Genomic DNA, 8,563 nt, shown 5'->3' on the forward strand with positions numbered 1-8,563 from the left:
CCCCTTTCTTTTCTTCCCCGTTGCCACCTAGGAGTTCTTCATGAACAGCTTGCCCCTGCGCGTTTCATTGACCGCCGCCGCCTTCGCCGCCACCGTGCTGTGGCACGGCGGTGCCTCGGCCGCCGACTGGTTTCCCTACAAGGCCGAGGCCACCGAGCCCGCCTTCTCGGCCGAGGGCACGAAGAAGCCCATCGACTACGTGCCGCTGCCCAAGGCCTCGAAGAAGTGGGACCTCTGCGTGTCGTTCCCGCACATGAAGGACGCCTACTGGCTCGGCGTGGACTACGGCGTGATCGAGGAGGCCCGGCGCCAGGGCGTGAAGCTGCAGGTGGCCGACGCGGGCGGCTACACCAACCTCGGCAAGCAGGTCTCGCAGATCGAGGACTGCGTGGCGCGCGGCGCCAACGCGGTGATCATCGGCGCGATCTCGGGCGACGGCCTCAACAACGTCATCAAGGCCACGGCCGCGAAGAAGGTGCCGGTGATCGACCTGGTCAACGGCATCAATTCGCCCGACCTCTCGGCCAAGTCGCTGGTGTCCTTCCACACCATGGGCCAGTCGACCGGTGCCTACCTCGCGAAGAAGCATCCGGCCGGTTCGCCGCCGGTCAAGGTCGGCTGGTTCCCGGGACCCGCCGGCGCGGGCTGGGTCGAGGCCGCGCACAAGGGCTTCATGGAGGCGGTCAAGGGCAGCGCGGTGGTGGTGCTCGATCCGAAGTACGGCGACACCGGCAAGGAAGCGCAGAGCAAGCTGATCGAGGACGTGCTGCAGGCCAACCCCGACCTGGCCTACGTGGCCGGCACGGCGGTCACGGCCGAGGCCGCCACCGGCATCCTGCGCTCGCGCAACCTCGACAAGAAGGTGCAGGTGCTGTCCTTCTACATGACGCCGGGCGTCTACGAGGGCATCCAGCGCGGCCGCATCGTGGCCGCGCCGGCCGACTCGATGGTGATCCAGGGCCGCATCGCGGTCGACCAGGCGGTGCGCCTGCTCGAGGGCAAGGAGGTCGCGAAGCACGTGGGCCCGAAGATCTTCGTGGTCGACAGCGGCAACATCCAGAGCGTGAAGCAGGCCGACATCCTGCCGCCGACCGGCTTCAAGCCGGTGTTCGAGGTCAAGTAAGGCCCGCGATGCCACCCCTGCTGCAGACCCGCGGACTCGGCAAGCGCTATCCGGGCGTGCTGGCGCTCGACGGCGTGGACTTCGAGCTGCGCGCGGGCGAGGTGCACGTGCTGTTCGGCGAGAACGGCGCCGGCAAGTCGACGCTGATCTCGCTGCTGGCCGGCGCCAATGTGCCGAGCGCCGGCGAGATCCGGCTGCGCGGCGAGCCGGTGCGCTTCGCGAACGTGCACGACGCGCGGCGCCACGGCATCAGCGCGGTGTTCCAGGAGTTCTCGCTGATCCCCACGCTGTCGGTGGCGCAGAACCTGAGCCTCGGCGAGGAGCCGCGCAGCCGCGGCCTGCTCGACCGCGGCGCGCTGCGCGAACGCGCCCGCGCGATGCTGGCCGACCTGGGCTTCGCGATCGACGTCGATGCGCCGGTGGCCGGCCTCACGCGCGCGCAGCAGCAGATGGTGGAGATCGCCAAGGGCCTGCGCGGCGAGGTCTCGGTGCTGATCCTCGACGAGCCCACGGCCTCGCTGACCGATGCCGAGGCGCAGCGCCTGTTCGAGCTGGTGGCGCGGCTGCAGGCGCGCGGCGTGGGCATCGTCTACATCTCGCACCGCATGCAGGAGATCGCGCGGATCGCCGACCGCATCACCGTGCTGCGCGATGGCCGCCAGGTCACGACGGTCGAGGCGCGCGAGACCGATGCCGATCGCCTGATCGAGCTGATGAGCGGGCGCGCCATCGAGCAGGTCTATCCGCGCATCGCCTTCGCGCCGGGCGAGACGGTGCTCGAGCTCGAGGGCCTGCATTCGCCCAACGGCGTGCGCGGCGCCAGCCTCAGGGTGCGGCGCGGCGAGGTGGTCGGGCTGGCCGGCCTCGTGGGCTGCGGCAAGTCGGAGCTGTTCCGCGCGGTCTGCGGGCTCGACCCGGTGAGCGCGGGCCGCGTGCTGTTCAGGGGCCAGCCGCGCACCGGCGCCAGGGTGCGCCGGCTGCTCGACGAGGGCCTGTTCTACCTGCCGCCCGACCGCAAGGGCGAAGGGCTGGTGCTGGGCTTCAGCTCGCGCGCCAACATCACGCTGCCGCTGGTGCACGGCCCGCTGCGCGGCCATGGCGGCTGGCTGCGCAAGCGGCTCGGGCGCCGGCTGTCGACGGCCGCGGCCGAGCGCGTGGAGCTCGCGCCGCGCAACCTCGAGCGGCCGGTGGCGCTTCTTTCGGGCGGCAACCAGCAGAAGGTGCTGTTCGGCAAGGGCATGACGCGCGACGCCGCGCTCTACGTGTTCGACGAGCCCACGGTGGGCGTCGACATCGGCACCCGCAGCGCGCTCTACCAGGTGATCCGCAAGCTCTGCGAGGGCGGCGCGGCGGTGGTCGTGATCTCCTCCGATCTGCCCGAGGTGCTGCACCTGAGCCACCGCGTCTACGTGATGTGCCGCGGCGAGATCGCCGGCGAGCTGCAAGGCGACGCCATCGGCGAGAGCGCCGTGCTCAACCTCTTCTTCGGTCCCAGCGAGAACAACAAGCCATGACTTCGTCTTCCTCCGTCGCCACCGCCGTGCCCGCGGCACCGGGTCCCGCCGGCCGCGCGCTGGCGCTGCTGCGCGCGCTGTTCCTGCGCCTGGGCGTGCTGCCCTTCATGCTGGCGATCGCCTTCGTGGTGTTCGGCAGCCTCTCGGACCAGTTCCTCACGGTGCAGAACCTGGTCAACCTGCTGCGCCAGTCGGTCTACCTGATCCTGGTGGCCATGGGCCAGATGCTGGCGCTGGTGACCGGCGGCTTCGACCTCTCGGTCGGCACCGTGATGGCGATCACCTCGGTGGTGGCGGCGCTGGCCATGCAGTTCCTCGGCGCCGCGCTGCCCGACGCCGCCTGGCTGGCCATCGCCCTGGGCTGTGCCTGCGGCATGCTGGCCGGGCTCGCGGTGGGGCTGGTCAATGGCATCGGCGTGGCCTTCATCGGCGTCTCGCCCTTCATCGTCACGCTGGGCGTGCAGTCGATCGGCTTCGGCCTGGCGCTCTACCTCACGGGCGGCGTGCCGGTGTCGGGCCTGCCCGCGGGCTTCAGCGAGCTGTTCGGCTTCGGCACGCTGCTGGGCGTGCCGGTGCCGATCTGGGTCACGGCGGTCTGCGTGGCGGCCATGGGCGTGCTGATGGGCCGCATGCCGACCGGCACCCACCTGCTGGCCGTGGGCGGCAATGCCAAGGCGGCGGCGCTGTCGGGCATCGACACCCGGCGCGTGCTGCTCGTGGCTTACCTGCTGTGCGCGGGCCTCGCGGCCGTCAGCGGCCTGCTGCTGACCGCGCGCGTCGAGACCGGCGAGGCCAACCTCGGCGGCACCGTGGCGCTGGAGTCGATCGCGGCCTGCGTGATCGCCGGCGTGAGCCTGCGCGGCGGCATGGGCCGGGTGCCGAACGTGGTGATGGGCGCGATCTTCATCGGCCTGGTGCAGAACGGCATGAACCTCGCGAGCGTGGGGTCGTACCTGCAGATGGTGGTGCTGGGCGCGCTGCTGATCGTGGCGGTGGTGGCCGACCAGCTGCGCCACCGGATGGTGGCGCCCGGCTCGCACTGACGCACTGAGCTAGTTGGCGAACTCGTCGCGCGGCCCGCCCTCGGCCGCGAGGTGCGAGATGTCGCTCCAGCCCACGAGGCTGAAGCCCTCGCTGCTCCACAGCATGCGGTTGATGGCCGCGTTGCCGAGCTGCCAGGTGCGCGGCGCCTGCAGCTCCTGGCGCGTGGCGGCGCGGTAGAGCACGTCCATCACGCCGCCGTGCGCGACCAGCGCCACCAGCTCGCCCGTGTGGCGCGAGGCCAGGTCGGCGGCCACGCGCGTGATGCGCTCGCGGAACACCAGCAGGCTCTCGCCGCCCTCGGGTTCGAACTCGGGATCGCGCTCGCGCCAGCGCCTGGCCTGCTCGGGCAGCTCGGCCTCGATCTCGGCGAAGCTCATGCCCTCGAAGCGGCCGAAGGCGCGCTCGCGCAGGCCGGGTTCGGGCCGGACCTCGAGGCCGTGCGGCTTGGCGATCTCGAGCGCGGTCTGCCATGCGCGCGAGAGGTCGCTGGCGTAGATGACGGCCAGCGGTTCGTCGGCCAGCGCCTGTCCCACGCGCTGGGCTTGCCAGACGCCGGTGGCATTGAGTCCGATGTCGAGCTGGCCCTGGATGCGCGTGTCGACGTTCCAGGCGGTTTCGCCATGGCGAACGGCGATCAGGCGGGTGAGGTCTTCCATGGTCGAAATTCTAGGAGGGCGGCATTTCGGATCGTGCCGCCGCTCCAGGCCCGAGGCGGGCCCTTACTGTTGCTTCTTCGCCGTGGGCAGCTCGATGTTGACGCGCCGCACACCCTCGGGCGGCTTCGGGAAGCCCTGCAGCGCGGCCTGGAACATCACCGGCAGCACCGCCGCGCTCGCGGTGTAGGGGCCGTCGTTGCGCGCGCGGGTCTCGTAGACCACGCGGTTGCTGCCGAGCTCGCGCAGCACCACGCCGACCTCGCGCTCGTACCAGGGATTGGAGGCCTGCGGAATGATCGGCGCGCCATACCAGCCGCCGCCGTACCAGCGCCGGCCGTAGCCGTAGGGGCCGTAGCCATAGCCGTAGCCGAAGGGGCCGTCCCAGAGCCAGGGATCGGCCCAGGGCGACAGCGTGGTGGTCACGCGGGCGCTGATCTGCGCCGTGTAGCGCGGGTTGGCGTCGTCGCGGCGCAGGCCGACCTGCTCGAGCGCGGCGGCGGCCATGGCCTCGAGCGAGGCCTGGCGCTCGCCGTTGGCCTGTTGCGAGGGCAGGCGCTCGAAGCGGTAGGTGGCGCCGGCGGGAACGGTGTCGATGGCGGAGAAGCTCTTCACGTCGCTGTCGACCACCCAGGAGGTGGCGCAGCCGGACAGTGTTGCTACCAGAAGCAGAGCAGGAAAAGCACGTTTCATGAGGGTCTCCGGGCTGGTGAGCCCAAAATTCCCCTGGGTAGCCGGATCAGCCCTGGACGATGCGCAGGGCGGCGGGTGCCTGGGAGAGCGGGTCGAAGGAGGGCGCGTCGAAGGCCTTGTCGCCGTTCTCGTCGGCCACGCCCGTCGGCTTCAGACCCTTGAAGTCGTGCAGCGTTCCGTCGAGCAGGTGCGAAGGCACCACGTTCTGCATCGCGCTGAACATGTTCTCGATCCGGCCCGGGTACTTGCGCTCCCATTCGCGCAGCATCTCGCCGACCTGCTTGCGCTGCAGGTTCTCCTGGCTGCCGCACAGCGTGCACGGAATGATCGGGAACTCGCGGTGCTGGGCCCAGCGCACCAGGTCCTTCTCGGCCACGTAGGCCAGCGGCCGGATCACCACGTGGCGGCCGTCGTCGCTCACCAGCTTCGGCGGCATGCTCTTGAGCTTGGCCGCGAAGAACATGTTGAGGAAGAAGGTCTGCAGCATGTCGTCGCGGTGGTGGCCCAGCGCGACCTTGGTGGCGCCCAGCTCGTCGGCCACGCGGTAGAGGATGCCGCGGCGCAGCCGGCTGCACAGGCCGCAGGTGGTCTTGCCCTCGGGGATCACGCGCTTGACGATGCTGTAGGTGTCCTGGTTCTCGATGTGGAAGGCCACGCCGAGATCGCTCAGGTACTTCGGCAGCACTTCCTCGGGGAAGCCGGGCTGCTTCTGGTCGAGGTTGACCGCGACGATGTCGAAGTGGATCGGCGCGCGGGCCTTGAGCTTGAGCAGGATGTCGAGCAGGCCGTAGCTGTCCTTGCCGCCCGACACGCAGACCATGACCTTGTCGCCTTCCTCGATCATGTTGTAGTCGACGATGGCGCGGCCCACCTCGCGGCACAGGCGTTTCTCGAGCTTGTGCGTTTCGCGCTCGATCTTCATCGAGTTGGCGGGCGGGGGCGAGGCGGAGGCGTCGGCGACGGGCGCCTCGTCGATCCAGACGGCGTTCATGGCAAAAGGGCTGCCCGGGGCAGCAAAAAACGGGGGAAGGGGGCGATTTTGCCCCGGATCACCATTCCCCGGCTTCGATGCGGATCGCGACCTCGCAGTCCTCGAAGATCTCGAGCTTGGCGATCTTCACGCGCACGCCCAGCACGCCGGGCAGCTGCAGCAGGCGCTGCGCGAGCTTGCCGATGAGGCTTTCGAGCAGGTTCACGTGCTCGGCGGTGCACTCGTCGATGATGATCCGGCGCACCTTGCGGTAGTCGAGCACGTGGAAGATGTCGTCGTCCTTGGGCAGCAGCGGCTGCGGGCCGAGGTTGAGCTCGGCATCGACCTGGATCGGCTGCGGCGCGACCTTCTCCTGCTCGAGGATGCCGAGGTTGGCGTCGAAGCGCAGGCCGTTGAGGGTGAGCGTCTGGCGCCCGAGGGGGGTGGTGGGTGACATCGGGTGGTGCTCGAAAAAGGGGCCGCGGGCGGCGGGTTCAGCTCACATGTGCGAGAAATCGCGCTCGAACTTCATCAGGTGCTGGCCGCCGTCCACCAGCAGCGTGGTGCCGGTGATCGAGCCGTTCTCGAGCGCGAAGCGCACGGTGGCGGCCACGTCGGCCGGCGTGGACGAGCGCCCCAGCGGCGACAGCTTGTGCAGCTGCGCGAACTTGTCGTCGTCGTGCATGTGGCTCGGCAGCGTGAGGCCGGGCGCCACGCCCACCACGCGCACGCGCGGCGCGAGCGCCAGCGCCAGCATCGGCGTGGCGGCCTCGAGCGCGGCCTTGGAGAGCGTGTAGCTGAGGAAATCGGGGTTGGTGTTCCACAGCTTCTGGTCGAGCATGTGGACCACCGCGCCGGTGAGCGTGCCTTCTGGATCGCGTTGCGCGAGGTGCGCGTGCAGCGCCTGCGCCAGCACGATCGCGGCGCCCGTGTTGCCGCGCGCATGGCGGTCCATCAGCGCGTAGCTGAAGCTGGCCGCGTCGTCGTGCTCGAACAGCGCGGCGCTGTGCACCACCGCGTCGACCCGGCCGAAGTGCGCCGCCACCTGCGGCAGCAGCGCGCGCGTGGCGGCCTCGTCGAGCAGGTCGGCGCCGAAGGCGTGGGCCTCGCCCGCGAGCGCGGCGCAGTCGGCCACCGTCTGCTCGGCCTCGGCGCGCGACTGGCGGAAATGCACCGCCACGCGCCAGCCGCCGGCGGCCAGCGCCAGCGCGATCTCGCGCCCCAGCCGCTTGCCCGCGCCCGTGACGAGGACGGTGCGGCGCTCGGGGGCCGGGGCGGTGAAGGAGGGCGCGGCGCTCATGCGGAAGGTGGGGGCTGGAGGATGCGAGGAGAATCGGTGCCCGTGACGACACAGACCCACAGCAGTTTACCCATCGCCCTCGACACCCTGATCGCCCGCGCCGTCGAGCGCGCCGGCGGCTGGATCGGCTTCGACCGCTTCATGGCGCTCGCGCTCTATGCGCCCGGCCTCGGCTACTACGCCAACAGCCTCGCCAAGTTCGGCCAGATGCCCGAGTCGGGCAGCGACTTCGTGACCGCGCCCGAGCTCACCCCGCTGTTCGGCCGCGCGCTGGCCGCGCAGCTGGCCGAGGCGCTCGAGAAGACCGGCACCGCCACGGTGTGGGAGTTCGGCGCCGGCTCGGGCGCGCTCGCCGCCCAGTTGCTCGATGCGCTCGATGCGCTGGGCCGCGGCGACGTGAACTACCGCATCGTCGACCTCTCGGGCACCCTGCGCGCGCGCCAGCAGCAGGCCTTGGCGCGCTTCGGCGACCGCGTCGAATGGCGGCTCGAGCTGCCCGCGGCGATGCAGGGCGTGGTGGTCGGCAACGAGGTGCTCGACGCGATGCCGGTGCAGCTGCTGGCGCGCCACGGCGGGCGCTGGTTCGAGCGCGGCGTGGTGCGCAATGCGGCCGGCGACGGTTGGGCCTGGGCCGACCGCGAGACCGAGCTGCGGCCGCCGGTCGAGGTGCCGGGCGAGCACGACTACCTGACCGAGATCCATCCCCAGGCCAAGGCCTTCGTCGCGACCCTGGCGGACCGGCTCGAGCGCGGGGCTGCCTTCTTGATCGACTACGGCTTTCCCGAGAGCGAGTACTACCACCCGCAGCGGCACATGGGGACGGTGATGTGCCATCGGGCGCATCGGGCGGATGGGGATCCGCTGTCCGACGTGGGGCTGAAGGACATCACTGCTCACGTTGACTTCACGGGGGTGGCGTTGGCTGGGCAGGAGGCGGGGCTGGCTGTGTTGGGGTATGCGAGTCAGGCGCGGTTTTTGTTGAACTGTGGGTTGGTTTCGTTGATGGAGACGGCTTCTGTGGGGGAGAGGGCCATGGGGGCTCGGCTGGTGCATGAGCATGAGATGGGGGAATTGTTCAAGGTGGTGGGGTTTGCTGTGGGTGATGCGTGGGAGGCTGTTGGGTTTAGTGAGGGGGATCGGAGTCATACGCTCTGATTTTTTTGCGGCTGTTGACTTTGGGTAGGTTGTCGGCCGGGACTCGCCCCGGCGGGCGAGTCACTTTCTTTTGCTTCGCCAAAAGAAAGTAACCAAAGAAAAGGCGACCCA

At 70.1% G+C, this 8,563-nt stretch carries 9 protein-coding genes; 4 read left to right on the forward strand and 5 right to left on the reverse strand.

Features of this window, described 5'->3' with window-relative positions; genetic code table 11:
• Window positions 1-40 precede the first annotated feature (40 nt).
• The 3 genes from torT to AC07RM_RS30835 are packed head-to-tail and all read left to right on the forward strand — an operon-like array spanning window position 41 to window position 3,680.
• Window positions 41-1,123, forward strand: a complete 1,083-nt coding sequence (gene torT / locus AC07RM_RS30825) for a TMAO reductase system periplasmic protein TorT (RefSeq protein WP_431511527.1) — start codon at window positions 41-43, stop codon at window positions 1,121-1,123.
• An 8-nt stretch (window positions 1,124-1,131) separates the two neighbouring features.
• Window positions 1,132-2,637 (forward strand): sugar ABC transporter ATP-binding protein, encoded by a 1,506-nt coding sequence (locus tag AC07RM_RS30830; protein WP_495336924.1) that lies wholly within the window; start codon window positions 1,132-1,134, stop codon window positions 2,635-2,637.
• Complete coding sequence (locus tag AC07RM_RS30835; RefSeq protein WP_495336925.1) at window positions 2,634-3,680, forward strand: ABC transporter permease; 1,047 nt, start codon at window positions 2,634-2,636, stop codon at window positions 3,678-3,680. The genes AC07RM_RS30830 and AC07RM_RS30835 overlap by 4 nt, the downstream gene beginning before the upstream one ends.
• Before the next feature lie 9 nt (window positions 3,681-3,689).
• Here the strand turns inward: AC07RM_RS30835 and AC07RM_RS30840 are convergent, their stop codons facing one another.
• From AC07RM_RS30840 to AC07RM_RS30860, 5 genes are all read right to left on the reverse strand, one after another.
• Window positions 3,690-4,337, reverse strand: a complete 648-nt coding sequence (locus AC07RM_RS30840; RefSeq protein ID WP_208510537.1) for a histidine phosphatase family protein — start codon at window positions 4,335-4,337, stop codon at window positions 3,690-3,692.
• A gap of 63 nt (window positions 4,338-4,400) precedes the next feature.
• Window positions 4,401-5,027: a DUF4136 domain-containing protein gene (locus AC07RM_RS30845; RefSeq protein ID WP_495336926.1), complete on the reverse strand. Its 627-nt coding sequence runs from the start codon at window positions 5,025-5,027 to the stop codon at window positions 4,401-4,403.
• A 46-nt stretch (window positions 5,028-5,073) separates the two neighbouring features.
• Window positions 5,074-6,018 carry a tRNA 2-thiocytidine(32) synthetase TtcA gene (ttcA, locus tag AC07RM_RS30850; protein ID WP_495336927.1) on the reverse strand — a complete coding sequence of 315 codons (945 nt, stop codon included), beginning with the start codon at window positions 6,016-6,018 and terminating at the stop codon, window positions 5,074-5,076.
• Between the two features lie 58 nt (window positions 6,019-6,076).
• Window positions 6,077-6,454 (reverse strand): dihydroneopterin aldolase, encoded by a 378-nt coding sequence (locus AC07RM_RS30855; protein WP_057591108.1) that lies wholly within the window; start codon window positions 6,452-6,454, stop codon window positions 6,077-6,079.
• A 42-nt stretch (window positions 6,455-6,496) separates the two neighbouring features.
• On the reverse strand, window positions 6,497-7,297 hold the full coding sequence (locus tag AC07RM_RS30860; protein ID WP_495336928.1) for an SDR family oxidoreductase: 801 nt from the start codon (window positions 7,295-7,297) through the stop codon (window positions 6,497-6,499).
• A 21-nt stretch (window positions 7,298-7,318) separates the two neighbouring features.
• Here AC07RM_RS30860 and AC07RM_RS30865 point away from each other — a divergent pair, with 21 nt between their 5' ends.
• Window positions 7,319-8,452, forward strand: coding sequence for a class I SAM-dependent methyltransferase (locus tag AC07RM_RS30865; protein ID WP_208512497.1), 1,134 nt, complete (start codon window positions 7,319-7,321; stop codon window positions 8,450-8,452).
• The last annotated feature ends 111 nt before the right edge of the window (window positions 8,453-8,563 follow it).

Source organism: Variovorax sp. GW821-FHT09B05, from assembly GCF_059418265.1.

Bases quoted from the DNA above. Each gene is read 5' to 3' on its own strand.
- torT (WP_431511527.1), top strand. From the start codon at position 41: ATGAACAGCTTGCCCCTGCGCGTTTCATTGACCGCCGCCGCCTTCGCC.
- ttcA (WP_495336927.1), bottom strand. From the start codon at position 6,018: ATGAACGCCGTCTGGATCGACGAGGCGCCCGTCGCCGACGCCTCCGCC.
- AC07RM_RS30845 (WP_495336926.1), bottom strand. From the start codon at position 5,027: ATGAAACGTGCTTTTCCTGCTCTGCTTCTGGTAGCAACACTGTCCGGC.
- AC07RM_RS30860 (WP_495336928.1), bottom strand. From the start codon at position 7,297: ATGAGCGCCGCGCCCTCCTTCACCGCCCCGGCCCCCGAGCGCCGCACC.
- AC07RM_RS30865 (WP_208512497.1), top strand. From the start codon at position 7,319: ATGCGAGGAGAATCGGTGCCCGTGACGACACAGACCCACAGCAGTTTA.
- AC07RM_RS30835 (WP_495336925.1), top strand. From the start codon at position 2,634: ATGACTTCGTCTTCCTCCGTCGCCACCGCCGTGCCCGCGGCACCGGGT.
- AC07RM_RS30855 (WP_057591108.1), bottom strand. From the start codon at position 6,454: ATGTCACCCACCACCCCCCTCGGGCGCCAGACGCTCACCCTCAACGGC.
- AC07RM_RS30830 (WP_495336924.1), top strand. From the start codon at position 1,132: ATGCCACCCCTGCTGCAGACCCGCGGACTCGGCAAGCGCTATCCGGGC.
- AC07RM_RS30840 (WP_208510537.1), bottom strand. From the start codon at position 4,337: ATGGAAGACCTCACCCGCCTGATCGCCGTTCGCCATGGCGAAACCGCC.